Source organism: Plantactinospora sp. B24E8, assembly GCF_039871735.1.
In the GTDB taxonomy this organism is placed as follows: domain Bacteria; phylum Actinomycetota; class Actinomycetes; order Mycobacteriales; family Micromonosporaceae; genus Plantactinospora.
On sequence record NZ_JBDPMH010000008.1, the window covers coordinates 238808 to 256490 of the forward strand.

Annotated in this window: 18 protein-coding genes and 1 pseudogene; 11 read left to right on the forward strand and 8 right to left on the reverse strand. The window is 72.1% G+C overall.

Annotation, left to right across the window (positions count from 1 at the left end; translation table 11 throughout):
• Positions 1-84 precede the first annotated feature (84 nt).
• Positions 85-213 (reverse strand): hypothetical protein, encoded by a 129-nt coding sequence (locus ABGB21_RS15745; protein ID WP_347678356.1) that lies wholly within the window; start codon positions 211-213, stop codon positions 85-87.
• Positions 214-285: 72 nt separating this feature from the next.
• Positions 286-444: pseudogene (locus ABGB21_RS15750) on the reverse strand (GntR family transcriptional regulator); the annotation flags it as partial.
• A 32-nt stretch (positions 445-476) separates the two neighbouring features.
• On the opposite strand from ABGB21_RS15750, the gene ABGB21_RS15755 reads away from it, so the two are divergent.
• On the forward strand, positions 477-782 hold the full coding sequence (locus ABGB21_RS15755) for a hypothetical protein (protein WP_347652170.1): 306 nt from the start codon (positions 477-479) through the stop codon (positions 780-782).
• Between the two features lie 228 nt (positions 783-1010).
• A complete protein-coding gene (locus tag ABGB21_RS15760; RefSeq protein ID WP_347678320.1) occupies positions 1011-1880 on the forward strand; it encodes a hypothetical protein in 870 nt (289 codons plus the stop codon).
• A 22-nt stretch (positions 1881-1902) separates the two neighbouring features.
• On the opposite strand, the gene ABGB21_RS15765 is transcribed toward ABGB21_RS15760, so the two are convergent.
• From ABGB21_RS15765 to ABGB21_RS15775, 3 genes are all read right to left on the reverse strand, one after another.
• Positions 1903-2484, reverse strand: a complete 582-nt coding sequence (locus ABGB21_RS15765; protein ID WP_347678322.1) for a Uma2 family endonuclease — start codon at positions 2482-2484, stop codon at positions 1903-1905.
• Positions 2485-2611: 127 nt separating this feature from the next.
• Positions 2612-3601 carry a PASTA domain-containing protein gene (locus ABGB21_RS15770; protein ID WP_347652167.1) on the reverse strand — a complete coding sequence of 330 codons (990 nt, stop codon included), beginning with the start codon at positions 3599-3601 and terminating at the stop codon, positions 2612-2614.
• A 212-nt stretch (positions 3602-3813) separates the two neighbouring features.
• Positions 3814-4260, reverse strand: a complete 447-nt coding sequence (locus ABGB21_RS15775) for a glutaredoxin domain-containing protein (protein WP_347652166.1) — start codon at positions 4258-4260, stop codon at positions 3814-3816.
• Between the two features lie 141 nt (positions 4261-4401).
• Here ABGB21_RS15775 and truB point away from each other — a divergent pair, with 141 nt between their 5' ends.
• The 6 genes from truB (at position 4402) to dapB (ending at position 11929) form a co-directional block, all read left to right on the forward strand.
• Positions 4402-5307, forward strand: a complete 906-nt coding sequence (gene truB, locus ABGB21_RS15780; protein WP_347652165.1) for a tRNA pseudouridine(55) synthase TruB — start codon at positions 4402-4404, stop codon at positions 5305-5307.
• Between the two features lie 55 nt (positions 5308-5362).
• A complete protein-coding gene (locus ABGB21_RS15785) occupies positions 5363-6310 on the forward strand; it encodes a bifunctional riboflavin kinase/FAD synthetase (RefSeq protein ID WP_347678324.1) in 948 nt (315 codons plus the stop codon).
• Between the two features lie 249 nt (positions 6311-6559).
• Complete coding sequence (rpsO, locus tag ABGB21_RS15790) at positions 6560-6829, forward strand: 30S ribosomal protein S15 (RefSeq protein WP_347652163.1); 270 nt, start codon at positions 6560-6562, stop codon at positions 6827-6829.
• Positions 6830-7119: 290 nt separating this feature from the next.
• Positions 7120-9507, forward strand: coding sequence for a polyribonucleotide nucleotidyltransferase (locus ABGB21_RS15795; protein WP_347652162.1), 2388 nt, complete (start codon positions 7120-7122; stop codon positions 9505-9507).
• A gap of 116 nt (positions 9508-9623) precedes the next feature.
• A complete protein-coding gene (locus ABGB21_RS15800; RefSeq protein ID WP_347678326.1) occupies positions 9624-10979 on the forward strand; it encodes a pitrilysin family protein in 1356 nt (451 codons plus the stop codon).
• A 179-nt stretch (positions 10980-11158) separates the two neighbouring features.
• Complete coding sequence (dapB, locus tag ABGB21_RS15805) at positions 11159-11929, forward strand: 4-hydroxy-tetrahydrodipicolinate reductase (protein ID WP_347678354.1); 771 nt, start codon at positions 11159-11161, stop codon at positions 11927-11929.
• A gap of 156 nt (positions 11930-12085) precedes the next feature.
• Here dapB and ABGB21_RS15810 read toward each other — a convergent pair whose 3' ends face one another.
• A complete protein-coding gene (locus tag ABGB21_RS15810; RefSeq protein ID WP_347678328.1) occupies positions 12086-12736 on the reverse strand; it encodes a GNAT family N-acetyltransferase in 651 nt (216 codons plus the stop codon).
• 35 nt (positions 12737-12771) lie between these two features.
• Between ABGB21_RS15810 and ABGB21_RS15815 the strand changes: the two genes are divergently transcribed.
• From ABGB21_RS15815 to ABGB21_RS15825, 3 genes are all read left to right on the forward strand, one after another.
• Positions 12772-14079 carry a glycosyltransferase 87 family protein gene (locus ABGB21_RS15815; protein ID WP_347678330.1) on the forward strand — a complete coding sequence of 436 codons (1308 nt, stop codon included), beginning with the start codon at positions 12772-12774 and terminating at the stop codon, positions 14077-14079.
• A gap of 60 nt (positions 14080-14139) precedes the next feature.
• Positions 14140-15369, forward strand: coding sequence for a crosslink repair DNA glycosylase YcaQ family protein (locus ABGB21_RS15820; RefSeq protein ID WP_347652158.1), 1230 nt, complete (start codon positions 14140-14142; stop codon positions 15367-15369).
• Between the two features lie 94 nt (positions 15370-15463).
• On the forward strand, positions 15464-16093 hold the full coding sequence (locus tag ABGB21_RS15825) for a DUF2752 domain-containing protein (protein WP_347652157.1): 630 nt from the start codon (positions 15464-15466) through the stop codon (positions 16091-16093).
• A 216-nt stretch (positions 16094-16309) separates the two neighbouring features.
• Here the strand turns inward: ABGB21_RS15825 and ABGB21_RS15830 are convergent, their stop codons facing one another.
• Together ABGB21_RS15830 and ABGB21_RS15835 are read right to left on the reverse strand one after the other, a co-directional pair.
• The gene (locus ABGB21_RS15830) at positions 16310-16933 is read right to left on the reverse strand and encodes a DUF305 domain-containing protein (protein ID WP_347652156.1); all 624 of its coding nucleotides are present in this window, start codon (positions 16931-16933) and stop codon (positions 16310-16312) included.
• 98 nt (positions 16934-17031) lie between these two features.
• Positions 17032-17505 carry a DUF6153 family protein gene (locus tag ABGB21_RS15835; protein ID WP_347652248.1) on the reverse strand — a complete coding sequence of 158 codons (474 nt, stop codon included), beginning with the start codon at positions 17503-17505 and terminating at the stop codon, positions 17032-17034.
• Between the last annotated feature and the right edge of the window lie 178 nt (positions 17506-17683).

Below are 17683 nucleotides of genomic sequence, written 5' to 3' on the forward strand. Positions count from 1 at the left end.
ATCGAGGCGTGGATCTGACCATCGCCGCCCTTGCGGTCAGCCGCTGGATCGAAGACCGCGCTGTATTACTGGTAATGCTCCAGCTCAAGCCGGTCGGGTCAGCTCCGTTTTGTCAACCGGGTGGATCTCGGTGGTGCCGTCGGGGCGGAAGACCTCGAAAACGGGTACGCCTTCGTCCAGGTTGCGTTCGACGCGCTCCGGGTCGGCTGGCATGCGCGCGACTGCCCTGCCGCCCGGTGGAAGCTCGATCGAGACACGCTCAGGTGGTAGCCGCACCCGCGAACGTTCTCCCCGTTCGGTGCTTACGAGTCCTTCCCCGCGGAGCACGGCGAGTGCCTGGCGGACTGCGTCCCTGCCTACGCCGTACCCCTTCGAGAGGGTGACCTCGCTCGGTAGCGGCGCTCCCGCTTCGTAAACGCGTTGCGGCAGTGGCAGTCCCGGCAGGCGCCGACCGCCCGCGAACTGGCGGGGCGCTGATGTCCGAGCGGTACGTCGTACACGTGCCCTTCGCCGCGCCGGACCCGACGGTCGCCCGGATGCTCGCCCGGACGGCGGCCCGCAGCCTCGCCCGGTTGCCGCAGGTCGACGTCGCCGAGGCGACCGTCTCGGCCGAGGACAACCAGGGGGTGCAGTCCCGGCTCTTCTGTGACCGGCTGCTCGGCGGCGGCCGGCGGTGCGCGCTGCGCGCCGAACACGAGACCCCGTGCGCGGCGGTCCCGACCCCCGACGAACCGGAGGCGGACGGGACCGATCCGGCAGACCAGGTGGAGTCGGCGCGGTGACCGGGACCGTGCCGGCCGGGCCGCCGGTGCTGCTCTGCCGCGAGTGCGACGGCATGAGTTTCTGCCTCGTCCCGTGCCGCTGCACCTACTACGGAGACAAACTGCTGGTCAGCGAGGAGGACCGGACACCGGGGGAGCCCTACCACAACTGCCTCGAATGTGACGGGGTCGGCACCGTCGGGCGGCCGTGCCACGTCTGCCGGCAGACCGGCCGCCGCCGCGCCCAGCTTGTCCTCACCATGGCCAACCTCGACACCGGCACCCTCGCCTCGGTCAACGTCGTACCCGGGGTGGTGGAACCGGCGCGCTGGCCACACGACACCACGAGCTGGTATCTGCCGCTCGCCCCGCTGCTGCGCGAGCCGGCCGCCGACGTCGGCGGCCGGCTCCTGGACCGACGTACGCCAGCCCGGCCCGCCGGACGGGCCGCTGATCCTGCTGCCGCCACGCTGGCGGCCGGACCTCTGCCCGACCGACCGGAAACTGCTCGAAGCGGAGGCGATCGCCGCACACTCGAACGACGCCTGGCTGCTCTACCTCGGCCGGACCGCGAGCCGACCACCCGACGACCCGGCGGTCGAGCTGGCCCGACGCTGCCGCCTCGCCGACCTGCTCTGCCTCGACCTGGTGGTCGAGGCCCGCCGCCAGCGCGGCGGCAGCCTCAGCTGGCACCTGGGCTACGAGCTGCCCGGCAGCCCCGTCCCGACCGACCCGCGCGGCCACGCCGACAACCTGACGACCGCGATCATCAGCATCAGCGAGCTTGACACCATCTACGGGCTGGAGGAATCCGGACGCACCGTGCCGGCATACCGGTTGAACTGCCCCGACCTGCCGCCGGCCGGCCCCACCATGGTCGACCTCGACCAGCTCGAACGCCGGATCCTCGCCGACTGCGTCGGCGTGCGCAGCGGCGAACCGACCGCCGGCGCCCAGGCGATCTGGCGCGACGGCCGGTGGTGGCACACCAGCCTGCGGGAAGCCGACACCACCACCTGCGAGATCGTGCTCCGTGAACCCGACGGCGTACGCCCGCTCGTCACCGCCGCCACCCTGCCCGCCGCGATCGGCGCCCTCGGCCTGACCCCGGGCGGCTGACGTCCGACCCGGCCGCCCGGGGTCAGAGCCGGTCGATCTCGGTGAGGTCGACGTCCAGCTCGAAGGGCTCGGAAAGCTTCAGGCGGCCGTGGAAGATGCCGATCGGTCGGTAGGCGCGGGACGCCGCCCTCAGGGCGTGGACATAGACGGTGGGTTGCCCGGAGCTGTCCTCGATCCGCCAGAAGTGCGGGATGCCGGCCTGGGCGTAGATCTGCGGCTTGCGTTCCCGGTCGCGCAGGACGGAGTCGGGCGAGACCACCTCCACCGCGAGCACCACCGCGTCCGCCGGATACCAGGTCTGGTCGTTGTCGACGTCCGCGTCCGCGTGCACCACGATCAGGTCCGGCTCGGGGCGCTGCTGCGGCCCGAGCACCACCGACATCTCCCGCCGGACCCGGAACCGGTCCGTCGGCGCGGCGAGGGCCAGCGTCTGCTCCAACAACCGGAGCACCTTCATGTGGAAGAGCTTCTGCGGGCTCACGAAGACGAGGCTCCCGTCGATGAGCTCGGTGTGCGGGGGAAGATCGGGGATCCGGTCGAGATCATCGGCGGTGAAACCACCGGGCGGCGGACGGAACCGCTCGTACACCGGCTCGGCACTCATCGCCTCACCCCCTGCGGTCGACCTGTCCGTGACGCTCAGCATAACGAGGAGTGCCTCCCCGGCGTGGTGCTGCGGCACGGCAGCCCGTCCTTACGCCGGTGGCCGACCGCATCGGACCGTCGGCCGGTCAGCAGAAGCGGGTGGGGCAGAGCCAGCCGGGAATGTTGACGTCGTCATCGTCATCGTTGTCGGGCAGCCGCGGAATCGGCACCGAACCGCCGTCGGAGCCGGTCGGGGGATCCGGCTGCTTCCCCCGCTCCACCGTCACGACGACAAACCGCCCGGGGCGTACCTCCTGCCCCGCCGCCGGAATGCTGCCCACGACCTTGGAGTCGAACCAGTACGCGTCCTTCAGACCGGCCCTCGCCGCAAGCTCGTCCGCCGGCTCGAAGCCGTCGCGGAGGCCCGGGTGCTCGTCGGGGGTCAGCGCGTCCTCCGGTGCCTTGCCCTTGGCGTAGCGGAGCAGGACGAGTTCCCGCAGGCCGGCCAGGGGGCCGTCGTCGTCGGTCAGCTCATCCGCCGGCATGCCCTTCCGCAGTTTGGGCATCGTGGGGTGGGCGGCGAACCAGGCGGCCTCGCCGTTCTTCAGCACGAGCAGGGAGAGGCTCCGCTTCGCCGGGACACTGGTGCCGGCGGGCGGGTTCGTCGCGATGACGGTCCAGTTGCCCCGGGCGAAGATGTTCCTGGCCAGCGGCGACGCGTCCGCTGACTCCGACCGCAGCTCGGCGGCACGGATGGCGTTGTCGGCGCTGGGCAGGGTCTGCCCCACGACGTCGGGTACGACCACCACCGGTGCCGGCTGGGCTGTCCGCAGGACGGCCGGCGGTGTGGTGGCGAGAGCGAAGGCCGGCACCGTCGTGGTCGGTGGTCGATCCGCGAAGACCGCCGGATACAGGGCGGCGCCCAGGCAGATCGAGGCCACGACGGAGAGCGCGCCGAGGGCGACCCGGCCGGAACCCGGCGCGCGGTCGGTGCCACGGCGGGCGATGGCGGTGCCGATGACCCAGAGACCCCACCCGACCCCGGCGACGGGCAGGAGCAGCAGCGCCACCGCGAGGCCGACGAGGAGGATCGCGAGTTTGGCGGCCCCGTTTTTTGTCGTACCGCTCTGCGCCATGGTGCCGCGTCTCCTCGTACCTGACCGGTGGGTCGCGGTCGACCTCCGGCCCGCGACGCCGAAGTCTGGCACGGATGATCTTGCGGCGGCTCCTCCGTAGGGTGGCTCACCGCTGACCGCCGGTTGGCCAGACCTTCCCCCGATGAGCTGGACCACGACCGGCGCCGCCGCGCCGGCGGCGGACAGTTCCGTCCCGCTGTACGCGTCGGTACTCAGCCGTCCGACGTCGTCAGCAGCAGTTGCTGCCGCAGCCAGCCGGGATCGGGATTGACGAACGACTCGCCCCGGAAGGCGACCGTCGGCACCGTCTCGTCACCCCCGGTCACGGCCCGTACGGCGGCGGCGCCGGCCGGGTCGCGCCAGATGTCCACCCAGTACGCCTGTCGGGCCTGGCGCCCGAGCCGGGAACGGAGCCGCAGGCAGTAGCGACAGCCCGGCCGCCAGTAGACGATCGGCCGGCCGTCGTCCGCACTGCGTGCCTGTGCCTCGGCGGCGCTCGTCGGGCGGGGGAAGACCAGCGGCGACACCCGTACGGCCAGCGCGCAGAAGACCACCAGCACGGCGACGCCGACCACCGGGGAGTGGTCGGTGAAGGGCACCGCCGACAGCAGCGCACCGCAGACGAGCATGAGACCGGCAAATTGCCAACGGCGCAGCATGACGCCGCACCTTACCCGGCCGCGCCGGTTCCGACGCAGCAGGTCAGGACACCTGGGCCGGTCACCGTCACCCCGTGGCCGGGGACGCACCGGCGTGGGCGCCGCAGCCGATCGTGGCGGTATCTGGCAGGCTGGTTGCCCGTGAACCCTCCCGCAGGCGCCGACGGTCTGATCGTGGTCGACAAGCCCGGCGGCATGACGTCGCACGACGTGGTCGCCCGGATCCGCCGACTGGCCCGGACCCGCCGGGTCGGCCACGGTGGCACCCTCGACCCGATGGCCACCGGAGTGCTGATCATCGGGGTCGGCCGGGCCACCCGGCTGCTGACGTACGTGATCGGGGCCGGCAAGGGCTACACCGCGACGATCCGGCTCGGCCGGTCGACGGTGACCGACGACGCGGAGGGCGAGGTGGTCGGCACCGCCGACGCCGCCGGGGTCACCGAGGAGGCGGTACGCGCCGCCGTGCTGCCGCTGACCGGTGAGATCGACCAGGTGCCGAGCGCGGTCAGCGCGATCAAGATCGACGGCCAGCGGGCCTACAAACGGGTACGGGACGGCGAGGCGGTCGAGTTGGCCGCGCGCCGGGTCACCGTCTCCCGGTTCGACGTGCTGGACTTCCGCCGGGAGACCGTCGACGGGTCGGCCGTTCTCGACGTGGACGTGGCGGTGGACTGCTCCTCCGGGACGTACATCCGGGCGCTGGCCCGGGACCTCGGCGCGACGCTCGGGGTCGGCGGGCACCTCACCGCGCTGCGGCGTACCGCTGTGGGCGGGTTCACTCTGGCCGAGGCGTCGACCCTGCCGACACTGGAGGAACGGGCCCCGGAGGTGGTGAACCTGCCGCTCGACGGGGCGGCCCGGCGGTTCTTCCCGCAGCGGCAGGCGAGCGCCGACGAGGCGAAGGTCCTCTCGCACGGTGGTCCGCTGGACCCGGCCGGCATCGTCGGGCCGTACGCGGTCTTCGGGCCGGAGGGTGGGCTGATCGCGATCGTCAGCGAGCGCGGTGGGCGGGCCCGGGCGGAGATCGTGCTCGCCCCGGCCTGACCTGGGCGACGTGATGGCAGGGTCGGTAGGGCGGACAGGAGAGGAAGTAGTCGGAATGCAGCGGTGGCGGGGGTACCACGGGGTGCCGGTCGGCTGGGGCCGTTCGGTGGTCACCATCGGCGTCTTCGACGGTCTGCACACCGGACACCAGGCGATGATCGGGCACGCCGTGAAGCGGGCCCGGGACCTCGGGGTGCAGTCGGTGGTGGTCACCTTCGACCCGCACCCGGCCGAGGTGGTCCGCCCCGGCTCGCATCCGGCGGTGCTGACCGAGCCGGCCCGTAAGGCGGAACTGATCGAGGCGCTCGGCGTGGACGTGCTCTGCGTGGTGCCGTTCACCCCGGACTTCTCCCGGCTGTCGCCGGAGGCGTTCGTGCACGACGTCCTCGTCGAGCAGTTGCACGCGGCGCTGGTGGTGGTGGGGGAGAACTTCCGGTTCGGGCACCGGGCCGCCGGTGACGTGGCGCTGCTGGAGCGGCTCGGCCGTACCTTCGGCTTCGCGGTCGAGGGTGCGCCGCTGGTCGCCTCCGACGACACCGTCTTCTCCTCGACGTACATCCGGGCCTGCGTCGCGGCCGGGGACGTGCGCGCGGCGGCGGCGGCGCTCGGGCGTCCGCACCGGCTGGAGGGGGTGGTGGTCCGGGGCGACCAGCGCGGCCGGGAGATCGGCTTCCCGACCGCCAACCTGCTCTGCCACCGGTACGCGGCGGTGCCGGCCGACGGCATCTACGCGGCCTGGCTGATCCGCCGGGGCGGCCGGACCGGGGAGCGGGGCGAACGGCTGCCGGCCGCGGTCTCGATCGGGACGAATCCCACGTTCTCCGGCAAGGAGCGGCGGATCGAGGCGTACGTCCTGGACTTCTCGGAGGATCTCTACGGGGAGCGGCTCAGCCTGGACTTCGTGGCGTACCTGCGGGAGACCCGGCGGTTCGACGGCGTCGAACCGCTCGTCGTGCAGATTGCCGAGGACGTGGCCCAGACCCGGCGTGCGCTGCTCGGCTGAGCCCTTGTCGATCTTGCTTCCGTGACCGCGCTGAGCTGCGGTTACGTCGGCCCGGACGGCTCGGCGAACCGCCGTGCCGCGCCCTTGACTCGGCCGAGGGGTGGCAGGCTGGTAATCTGACCGGGACGTCGGGTTACCGGCGTGGCCCCGCCTGCCTGCACGACGCCGCGGGTGCGGGGCCGTCCGCGACCGGCCGGGACTCAGGACCGGTGGCGCGGGCGGACGTGACAATCCAGGAAACAGGGAGACATGGCGCTCGACCAGGAATCCAAGAGCAAGATCCGGCAGGAGTACGCGACCGTCGAGGGCGACACCGGTTCGCCCGAGGTGCAGGTGGCCGTCCTGACCAAGCGGATCGCCGACCTCACCGAGCACCTGAAGGTGCACAAGCACGACCACCACAGCCGTCGTGGTCTGCTGCTGCTGGTCGGCCGCCGCCGCCGGCTGCTCAACTACCTGCAGAAGAAGGACATCAACCGCTACCGGTCGCTCATCGAGCGGCTCGGCCTGCGGAGGTGAGATGAGCGGGCGGAGCGGCCGTCCGCCGGCGCGCTGAGCGTCGACACCGGGGCAGCCGCTCCACCCGCCTCGTTTCACCACCCCCAACCAGGGGCCAGCGCGACCACCCTGCGGGAGCCGGTCGACGCACCGGTCCTCGGTAGTGGCCCCCGGGCCGGCCGACACCACGGCACCCCGGGCGCTTCGATCGAAGACCGGCCGTCAGAGCAGCTCTCCGGCCGCGGTCTCGCGTCGGAACGTACGACGCAAGGGCAGTCGTGGGCCCCCGATCGAAGGAGTGCTACCGCACCATGACCGAAACCTCCAACGCCACCACCACGCTGGGCAACCAGCACCGCACCGCGGTGATCGACAACGGGTCCTTCGGCACCCGTGAGATCACCTTCTCGACCGGGCGTCTCGCCCGGCAGGCCGCCGGCTCCGTCCTCGCCCAGCTCGGCGAGACCGTGGTCCTCTCCACCACGACCGCGAGCAAGCAGCCGAAGGAGCAGTTCGACTTCTTCCCGCTCACCGTCGACGTCGAGGAGCGGATGTACGCCGCGGGCCGGATCCCCGGTTCGTTCTTCCGTCGCGAGGGCCGGCCCAGCGAGGACGCGATCCTCACCTGCCGGCTGATCGACCGGCCGCTGCGCCCGTCGTTCGTCAAGGGCCTGCGCAACGAGGTCCAGGTGGTCGAGACCGTGCTGGCGCTCGACCCGCAGCACCCGTACGACGTGGTCGCGATCAACGCCGCGTCGATGTCCACCAAGCTCTCCGGACTGCCGTTCTCCGGCCCGATCGGGGCGACCCGGATGGCGCACGTGGACGGCCAGTGGGTCGCCTTCCCGACCCACGAGGAGCTGGCCCGGGCCACCTTCGACATGGTGGTCGCCGGCCGGGCCCTGCCGGACGGCGACGTCGCGATCATGATGGTCGAGGCGGAGGCCACCGAGCACACCGTGGCGCTGGTCGCCGGCGGCTCGCCGGCGCCGACCGAGGAGGTCGTGGCGAGCGGTCTGGAGGCCGCGAAGCCGGCCATCCGGGAGCTGTGCCGGGCGCAGAGCGAGCTGGCCGAGGTGGCCGCCAAGCCGGTCACCGAGTTCCCGGTCTTCCTGGACTACCAGGACGACGTCTACCAGGCGGTTGTCGAGGCGGGTCGGGGCGAGGTCGCCGAGGCGCTCAAGATCGCCGGTAAGGCCGACCGCGAGGAGGCCCTGGACCGGGTCAAGGAGCGGGTCGTCGAGCAGCTCGCGCCGAGCTTCGAGGGCCGGGAGAAGGAGATCAGCGCGGCGTTCCGCTCGCTGAACAAGGCCGAGGTCCGGGCCCGGGTGCTGCGCGAGCAGGTCCGGATCGACGGCCGCGGCGTCCGTGACATCCGGCCGTTGAGCGCCGAGATCGCGGTTCTGCCCCGGGTGCACGGCTCGGCCCTCTTCGAGCGCGGCGAGACCCAGATCCTCGGCGTCACCACGCTCAACATGCTCCGCATGGAGCAGGCGCTGGACACCCTCTCCCCGGAGAAGTCCAAGCGCTACATGCACAACTACAACTTCCCGCCGTACTCGACGGGTGAGACCGGCCGGGTCGGTGCGCCGAAGCGGCGGGAGATCGGGCACGGCGCGCTCGCCGAGCGGGCCCTGATCCCGGTGCTGCCGAGCCGCGAGGAGTTCCCGTACGCGATCCGTCAGGTCTCCGAGGCGCTCGGCTCGAACGGCTCCACCTCGATGGGGTCGGTCTGCGCCTCCACCCTCGCGCTGCTGAGCGCCGGTGTGCCGCTGAAGGCGCCGGTGGCCGGCATCGCGATGGGCCTGATCTCGGACGAGGTCGACGGCAAGACCGAGTACGTGACGCTTACTGACATCCTCGGTGCCGAGGACGCCTTCGGTGACATGGACTTCAAGGTCGCCGGCACCAAGGACTTCGTGACCGCGCTCCAGCTCGACACCAAGCTCGACGGCATCCCGTCGGACGTGCTGGCGGCGGCGCTGCAGCAGGCGTACGAGGCCCGGCAGGTCATCCTCGGCGTGATGCAGGAGGCGATCGAGGGCCCGGCGACGATGTCGGACTACGCGCCGCGGGTGACCACGGTGAAGATCCCGGTCGACAAGATCGGCATGGTGATCGGGCCGAAGGGCCAGACCATCAACGCCATCCAGGACGAGACCGGCGCCGAGATCTCGATCGAGGACGACGGCACGATCTACGTCGGCGCCACCAACGGCCCGTCGGCCGAGGCCGCCGTCGAGCGGATCAACGCGATCGCCAACCCGACCCTGCCGAAGGTCGGCGACAAGTTCCTCGGCACGGTGGTCAAGACCGCCGCGTTCGGTGCCTTCATCTCGCTGCTGCCCGGCCGCGACGGCCTGCTGCACATCTCCAAGGTCGGCGACGGCAAGCGGGTCGAGCGGGTCGAGGACTTCCTCAACGTCGGCGACAAGGTCGAGGTGCAGATCGCCGACATCGACGCCCGGGGCAAGATCTACCTGGACAAGGTGCGGCCGGAGGGCGAGGAGGCCCCGGCGGCGCCGGACGCCGCTGCCGGTGAGCGGCCGGCCGGTCGGGACCGGGGCGACCGTGGCCCGCGCGACCGGGGCGACCGGGACCGGGGCGACCGTGGCCCGAGCCGGGGCGAGCGGGAGGCCGGCGAGGGTGGCGGCGAGGGCGGCGGCGAGCCGCGTCGTCGTCGGAACCGGCACAGCTGATCCACGGGGGATTTCCCCGACAGGGTTGCCGTACGTACCGCGCCGCGCCGGACAGCTCGGCGCGGCGCGGTACGCGTACGGACCCGCCGATCCCGTCACCGAGGAGCCGTGGTCCCGTGAGCCGGGCGAAACGAACGAACCCCGTAGCCGTTGGTGGCGGGGCGGCCCGGGCGGTCACCCGGGTGGTCAACAGTGACCCGCTCGGCGGCACCGTACGACGTACCGTGCTGCCCAGCGGGCTGCGGGTGCTGACCGAGGCGATCCCCACGATGCGCAGCGTCTCGTTCGGCATCTGGGTCGCCGTCGGCTCCCGGGACGAGACCCGCCCCCAGTCCGGGGTGTCGCACTTCCTGGAACACCTGCTCTTCAAGGGCACCCACAAGCGGGGTGCGCTGGACATCTCGGCGGCGATCGAGGCGGTGGGCGGCGAGACGAACGCCTTCACCACCAAGGAGTACACCTGCTACTACGCGCGGGTGCTCGACCAGGACCTGCCGCTGGCCGTCGACGTGATGTGCGACCTGGTCGCCGACTCGGTGCTGGACCCCGCCGACGTGGAGACCGAGCGGGGCGTCATCCTCGAAGAGATCGCCATGCACGACGACGAGCCCGGTGACGAGGTGCACGACCTGCTCTCCCGGGCGATCTACGGCGACCATCCGCTGGGCCGGTTGATCTCCGGCACCGAGGAGACCATCACGCCGATGTCCCGTCGGCAGATCCAGAGCTTCTACCGGCGGCGCTACACCCCGTCGTCGATCGTCATCTCCGCCGCCGGCAACCTCGACCACGCCACCGTGGTCAGGCAGGTCCGGCAGGCGCTGCAGGGCACCCCGCTCGACACCGACGCCGCGCCGCCGGCACCGCTGCGCCCGGCCGAGCCGACGGTACGCCCCCGCAAACCGGGCAGCCTCGTCGAGCACAAGGAGACCGAGCAGGCGCACGTGGTGCTCGGCTGCCCGGGCATCGGCCGGCTCGACGACCGGCGCTTCGCGCTGGGCGTCCTCAACAACGTGCTCGGCGGCGGCATGTCGAGCCGGCTCTTCCAGGAGATCCGTGAACGGCGCGGTCTGGCCTACTCGGTCTACTCCTACTCCAGCCAGTACGCCGACACCGGCCTGTTCGCGGTCTACGCCGGCTGCGCCCCGGGCAAGGTCGACGAGGTGCTGGACCTGATCCGCGCCGAACTGGCCCAGGTCGCCGCGCACGGCATCACCGAGGCGGAACTCGCCCGGGGCAAGGGGATGGCGAAGGGGTCGTACGTGCTCAACCTGGAGGACACCGGTTCCCGGATGAGCCGGCTGGCCAAGGGTGAACTCCTCTACGGCGACCTGCTCCCGGTCGACGCCCTGCTGTCCCGGATCGACGCGGTCGGTGCCGACGAGGTCAACGCGCTCGCCGCCGACCTGCTGGCCCGACCGATGTCGCTCGCCGTGGTCGGCCCGTTCGACGCCGACGACTTCGCCAACTAGCTCGGCCGGCCACCGGACTGGCCGCGCGGCGGGGTGGCTGACCGGGACGAATGCCGCGTGCGGACGACTCTCCGCGTTGGGATAGGTTGTGGCGCGTGAGCGACGAGCGTGAACCGGTGAACAACACGTCGACCGAGTCGTCGGGCGCCGCCCCGGGTGGCGGGCCGGAGGCCACGGTCGTGCGGCCGTCGGGGGACCGGTCCGGCACCCCGCTCCGGGTCGGTGTGCTGGGCGCCCGGGGCCGGATGGGCACCGAGGTGTGCAAGGCGGTGGAGGCCGCCGCCGACCTGGAACTGGTGGCCACTGTCGACCAGGACGACCCGCTCTCCACCGTCTCCGACGCCGGAGCCGAGGTGGTCGTCGACTTCACCACCCCGGACGCGGTGATGGAGAACCTGAACTGGTGCGTCGACCGGGGCATCCACGTGGTCGTCGGCACCAGCGGTTTCAGCGCACAGCGGCTGGACGAGGTGCGTACGCTGCTGTCCCGGCAGCCCGGAGTCGGTGTGGTGATCGCCCCCAACTTCGGCATCGGTGCCGTGCTGATGATGCAGTTCGCGGCGCGGGCGGCCCGGTTCTTCGAGTCGGTCGAGGTCATCGAGCAGCACCACCCGAGGAAGCTGGACGCGCCGAGCGGCACCGCGACGCACACCGCCCGGCTGATCGCCCAGGCGCGCGCCGACGCCGGCCTCGGACCGGCACCGGATGCCACGAAGGACGAGATGCCGGGCGCGCGCGGGGCCGAGGTCGACGGGGTACGGGTGCACTCGGTACGGGCCGCCGGTCTGGTCGCGCACCAGGAGGTGCTCTTCGGTACGACCGGGGAGACGCTCACCATCCGGCACGACTCGTTCGACCGGGCCTCGTTCATGCCCGGCGTGCTGCTGGCCGTCCGGGAGGCGCCGCGACGCCCCGGCCTCACCGTCGGCATCGACGCCCTGCTCGACTGATCGCCCCGCTCGACCGATCGTCCGGCGACCCGTTCGGCGGGTAGCGCGGCAGGATGTGCCCTGGCGTACGTCAGGGCACAACGTGCCGATGGTCCGGCCGGCCCCGGCCGCCGGGCAGGTGCGCCGTACGCCGGCTGCCGACTTCGGCCCTCACACCTAACGGGGTAGCCCCGGCTCCGGCTGGGCCGGGGAGGTCGGCGCGGACTGGCGGGCGCCCGGTTCCGTCTGCGGCGGGATGTCCGGTTCGGCCTCCAGTGAGACGTGCAGACGGAGCTGGGGGACCAGCATGTCGTCGACGTCCAGCGCCCGGGCGGCGCCGTCCGGCTCCCAACCGGCTCCGGCGAGGAACTTCCGGGTTGCCGCGTCCCCGTCGAAGGTCCAGGCCACCGCCGTGTCGAAGCCGTCGGAGCGCCACAGGTCGACGGCGGCGGCGAGCAGTCGGCTGCCGTGGCCCCGCCGCCCCCATCGGGGCTCGACCAGCAGGTCGGTCACCGCGACCACTGTCGGACCGAGCGCCTCCGCCGGTTCGTTCGGCGCCAGCGCCTGCTCGTCGGGGGGCCCGGAAGCGGCAAATCCCACCAGATACGATTGTTCGGCCTGCTCGACGGCGACCAGGACGCGGTGCCGTTCCGAGGGCGGAGCCTCGACCGCCGCACTCCAGTTGCGCGCCAACCAGGCCTCGTCCAGGTTGTCGAGCACATGCTTGGGAAGCATCCGCCGGTACGCGACCCGCCAGGTCGCGAGCTGGATGCGGGCGATCTCGGCGACGTCCTCCGGACGCGCCGGGCGGACGTACCCGAGAGCCATGAGTGGTGAGCCTACGCAAGGGGAGAGGGACGGTAGTGGCGCAGGGTGCCTTCTCCCGGGCCAGGTTCCAGGTGCCCTTCGTGGTCGCGCTGGCCGTACTGGTCACCGGATTCCTCTCGGTGGCCGCCGTCCGGCACGGCTTCTTCGACCTCGCCGTGTACTGGGGTGCCGTACACCACTGGGTCCGGGCCGACGGGCAGATCTACGACTGGCTGATGCCGGACAGCAAGTACGGCTTCACCTACCCACCCTTCGCCGCCCTGCTGATGTACCCGATGGCGTACCTGGGCTGGCACACGGCGATCGTGATCCACGTGACCCTCAGCGTGCTGGCGAGCACGCTGCTGATCTGGTGGCTGGTCGACCCGATCGCCCGCCGTACCGGCTGGACCCGCTGGTTCACCCTGGCCGTCGCGCTCTGCCTGGCGGCGGCCTTCGAGCCGATGCGCGAGACGATCAACTTCGGCCAGGTCAACATGCTGCTGCTCTTCCTGGTCGGCGCCGACCTGCTCTGGCTGGTCGCGCCGGTGACCCCGTTCGGCCGGCGGCTGCCGGCCCGCTACCGGCGGTTCGCCGGGGTGGGCATCGGGGTGGCCACCGCGATCAAGCTGACCCCGGGCATCTTCATCGTCTACCTGCTGGTCACCGGACGCTGGCGGGCCGCACTGGTGGCCAGCGGTACGGCGACCGCCGTCACCCTGCTCGCCGCCGCGGTGGCCCCCGACGCGTCGCGGGAGTTCTGGACCACCGCGCTCTGGGACACCGACCGGGTCGGCAGTCTGTCGTTCATCTCCAACCAGTCGTGGCAGGGGGTGGTCGCCCGGCTCGACCCGGCCCACCCGAGCACCCTGGCCTGGCTGCTGCTGGTGGCGGCGACCGTCGGGGTCTGGATCTGGCGGGTACGTCCCGCCGCGTCCGCCGGTGACGAGGCGACCGGGCTGGCCCTGACCGGCGTGGTGCAGAGCCTGATCAGCCCGGTGACCTGGGTACACCACCTGGTCTGGTTGATCCCGGCGCTCATCCTGCTGGTCGACAACGCGTACCGGGCGCCGGCCGGGAGTCGGCGGCGGCGTACCCTGCTGGGCTTCGCGATCTTCGCGTACCTGGTGCTGATCAGTCGACTGGTCTGGATCTGGGAACGCCGGTTCGACGGCGTACTCGGTTTCCTCGGCAGCAACTTCTATGTCTGGATCAGTCTCGCGCTGCTGCTGGCGCTGCCGCTGCGGGGACCGGCCCGGGGCGTCGGCACCGAGCCGGCGACGGAACCGGGGCCGGCGACGGAACCCGAGCCGCCCCGGCGCCGGCCGTCGCCCCGGCCGCTCGAGTTGACCGCCGAGGGCTGATAGCAAGGCGCCCTTCCTGGCGCCCGGGGCTGTCGGTGAGATGGGTTAGGGTCGTCGCCGATGGCTGTTCCCGACTCGTTGTCCCTGGCCCAGGCCCGGCGCATCGCGCTCGCCGCCCAGGGTTTCGCCGATCCCGTGCCGACCGCCGTGCCGACCCGCCGTCACCTGCGTCGGGTGCTCGACCGGGTCGGACTGCTCCAGATGGACTCGGTCAACGTCCTGCAGCGGGCCCACTACCTGCCGTTGTACAGCCGGCTCGGGTCGTACCCGACCGAGCTGCTCGACCGGGCGGCCTACCGGCGGCCCCGGGACCTCTTCGAGTACTGGGGCCACGAGGCGTCGCTGATCCCGGTCGAGCTGCAGCCGGCCCTGCGCTGGCGGATGGCCGCCGCGCACAGCGACGCCTGGGGCGGGATGCGCCGGATCGCCGTCGAGCAGCCGGAACTGGTCGCCCGGGTGCTGGCCGAGGTACACGCCAACGGCCCGATGACCGCCGCCGAGATCGAGCACGACGCGCCCCGGCGGACCGGTAACTGGGGCTGGAACTGGTCGTCGGTGAAACAGGCCTGCGAGTACCTCTTCTGGGCTGGCGAGCTGACCGCCGCCGCCCGGAACAGCTCGTTCGCCCGGGTGTACGACGTACCGGAGCGGGTGCTGCCGGCGGAGGTGTTGGCCACGCCGACCCCGGACGGGCCGGAGGCGTACCGGCGACTGGTCGGCGTCGCGGCCCGGTCGCTCGGCGTGGCGGCCGAGCCGGAGCTACGGGACTACTTCCGGCTGCCGGTCGCCGCCGCCCGGAGGGCGATCGCCGAGCTGGTGGAGACGGGCGAGCTGCGGCCGGTCGCCGTGCAGGGGTGGCGCCTGCCGGCCTATCTGCACGCCGGGGCGCGGCTGCCCCGGTGGATCCGGGCCGCCACCCTGGTCAGCCCCTTCGACCCGCTGATCTGGGAACGGGCCCGGACGGAGCGGCTGTTCGGCTTCGGCTACCGGATCGAGATCTACGTGCCGGCGCCGCAGCGGGTGTACGGCTACTACGTGCTGCCGTTCCTGCTCGGGGACCGGTTCGTCGCCCGGGTCGACCTGAAGGCGGACCGCCGCAACGGCGTACTCCTGGTGCCGGCCGCCTGGGTCGAGCCGGGCGTCGATCGGGCGGAGACAGCCACCGCGCTCGCCGCCGAGCTGTACCGACTTGCCGGCTGGCTCGGTCTGGCGGCGGTGGCGGCGCCGACCGGTGGCGATCTCGCCGGGCCGCTCGCCGCCGCCCTCGCCGGCGTGGTCGGGGTACGGTGAGACCAGCCGGCGGACCGCGCCCCGGCATACTGGGCCGACCGGCGACACCTCGGGTACGGCGACCAGCGGCGCCTCGACGGACGGGTGGGATGTGATGACGGGCAGCGACGAGAGCCGCTCCGGCGAGGCCGGTCCGGTGGTGGCCGACACGGTGTCGCCGGTGGGCCACGCCGATCAGTCGCCGGCGGGTCACCCCGGGCAGCCGGGGACGTACGACGGCCACGGTCACCCGGTGGGGGCGTACCCGTATCCGCTGCCGCCGTATCCGATGCCGGAGCCGGACCGGATCACCCGTTTTGTCAACCGGCTGCAGGCCCGGTTGCCGCGTTGGGCCGCGCCGCTGGCCGCGCTCGGCTGCATCGCCGGAGCGGTCGGCTACACCCTCTGGGCCGACCCGGCGCGCAGCGCCCCCGATGCCATCCCCTCCTGCATTCTCAAGCTCACCACCGGCCTGGACTGTCCCGGCTGCGGCGGCACCCGGGCCGCCTGGTACCTGTTGCACGCCGACCTGCCGGCCGCCGCCCGCCACCACCTGCTGTTCGTTTTCGCGGTGCCGTTCCTGCTCTACCTCTACGTCGCCTGGGCCGGTCGGCTGGCGTTCGGCTGGCGGCTGCCGCAGCTGCAGATCACACCCAAGATGATCGGCATCTTCCTCGCCGTCTGGATGGTCTTCTCGGTGGTCCGCAACCTGCCCTGGGCCCCGTTCGACTCGCTCTACGTCTGACTGGGCGACACGTCTGACTGGGCGACCTGGTCCAGCGTCCAGCCGACCCTGGCCAGCCCGGTCAGGCGGGTCCTCTAACCCGGGGACGAGGGGTGTCCCGGGCACGACCTGGTGCCGGGACACCCCTCGTCGTGTCGGCATCGACGGCGAGCGCCGGCAGCGTGTCGGGTGTAGCGGTCCGGCGCGCCGCGAACCGGCACGCCGGACCGTGCCGTCCTACCGGTTGTTGAGCAGGCTCTGCATCTGGCTGATCTCCGCCGTCTGGTCTGCCTTGATCTTCTCCGCGAGGCTCCTCGCCGCCGGGTTCTGGCCCTGCTGCGCTTCGGTGCTGGCCATCTGCACCGCGCCCTGGTGGTGACGGATCATCATCTCCAGGAACATCCGGTCGAACTCGTCACCGTTGGCCCGTTCCATGGCGGCCATGTCTTGATCGGTCATCATCCCGGGCATGCCGCCGTGCATGCCGTGCCCGCCCGCGGACGCGGACGCCGTCGCCGCTCCCCACTCCCGCAGCCAGGCCGTCATCTGGTCGATCTCCGGCTGCTGAGCCGTCCTGATCTTGCTGGCCAGGGACTTGACCTGCGGATCGCTGGCTCGGCTTTCCGCCATCTCGGCCATCTGTACGGCCTGCTGGTGGTGCGGGACCATGCCCTGGGCGAAGGCGATGTCCGCCTGGTTGTGTCCGGCCGTGGAGACCGGTGCGCTGGTCGCGGTGGCCGGCTGCTCGGCGGTGTGACCGCTGCCGTGCCCGTCACCACCGCAGGCGGCGGTGACGGTGACGGCGCCGATCGCGGCAGCCGTCAGCACGACGGATCGAATGATGGTTCGGTTGATACGCATGGGTTATCGACTCCCTGATAGCCGTTCGAGTTCACGACGAGATGCCCGACGCCCCGCCTGCTGAGCAGGTGGGATCGGTAACCGGGCCGGGAGTCGGCCTAGACGCGCCAGACAGACAGTTCAAACAGCGACGGAGGACCACAGCCGCTGCCGTCGGCCGCCTCGTTCGCCGCCGTCTGTGGAGACAACACAGCGACCGGCAGCGGCAGCGCGCCAGGAACCGGGAGAAGAGCCGGCGCCGGCGCAACCGGCCCATGACCCGGCATGGTGGCCCGGCATACCTGCCCCGGGTGCCCGTGTGGCAGGCCCGGGCAGTGGGAATCCCCGGGCGGACAGTGTGTGTCCGGGCCGGCGAGCACCGCACTCGCCGGGTCCAGACCCGCCACCTGGAGCCCGGCATCGTTCATCTCCGCACCCGCCGCAGGCGACGGGTGGTGACCATCCATGATCGGGGTACCGACGAGTTGGTGCATGAAGATCAGCCCGACGAGCCCGACCAGTACCGCCACCACGCGGATCACGGTGAGCGATCGGCGCAGTTGGACACGAATGGCGGCTGTCATCAACGCCATGGTAGCCACCGGAGGATCACCGGGCGGGTCACTCGCTCCGCCCACCAACCGTGGTTGCACCGGCGTCCCGAGGACAGTGGGCCGCACCGCGCCGTTGAGGGCCGTGCAGGGTGCGGGCGGAGAACCCGGAGGGCGGCGGGTCCGGCGGCGCACCCGAGATCCGGGTACGCCGCCGAAA